The organism is Streptomyces sp. NRRL S-37 (assembly GCF_000721605.1).
Classification (GTDB): Bacteria; Actinomycetota; Actinomycetes; order Streptomycetales; family Streptomycetaceae; genus Streptomyces.
This window is the reverse complement of record NZ_JOIZ01000108.1, coordinates 1-670: the sequence shown is the minus strand read 5'-3', so window position 1 is coordinate 670 and position 670 is coordinate 1. Positions and strand designations below refer to the sequence as shown.

The following is a 670-nucleotide window of genomic DNA, read 5'->3' as shown; positions in this document are numbered from 1 at the left end:
CCGGTGCTCGAACACGGACCGCTGCGTCGCCAGCGAGAACCCGAGGTCCACGCCACGGATCCCGGCGCCCGCCACGAACTCCCGCAACCGCTCGGCCTGCGCACGCAGCGCGGCCTCACTCTTACCGGAGAGGACCCACGGCATCAGAACGACCGTTTCGGTGTCGTCGGCGTCGATTGCCACCGAGACACTTTCGCCCGCGAATTCGGGCTGTTCGAGGATGACGTGGGCGTTGGTGCCGCTGATGCCGAATGAGGACACACCCGCCCGGCGCGGACGCCCCCCGCCCTCCCATTCCACCGGTTCGGTCAGCAGCTCCACCCTCCACCGCACCCGCCGACCAGTCCACATGCGACGACGGCGCATCCACATGCAGCGTCCGCGGCAGCACACCGTGCCGCATCGCCATCACCATCTTGATCACACCGGCCACACCCGCCGCCTGCGTGTGACCCAGGTTCGACTTCACCGACCCCAGCCGCAACGGCCGGTCGGCCGGACGCTCCTGACCGTAGGTGGCCAGCAGCGCCTGCGCCTCGATCGGGTCACCCAACGTCGTACCCGTGCCATGCGCCTCGACGACGTCCACGTCACCGGCCGACAGCCCGCCACTGGCCAGCGCCTGCCGGATCACCCGCTGCTGCGACGGACCGTTCGGCGCCGTCAACCC

1 pseudogene is annotated in these 670 nt (G+C 70.1%); it reads right to left on the bottom strand.

Annotated features, from left to right (window positions below):
* Window positions 1–670 (bottom strand): annotated as a pseudogene (locus IH50_RS38435) (ketoacyl-synthetase C-terminal extension domain-containing protein); the annotation flags it as partial.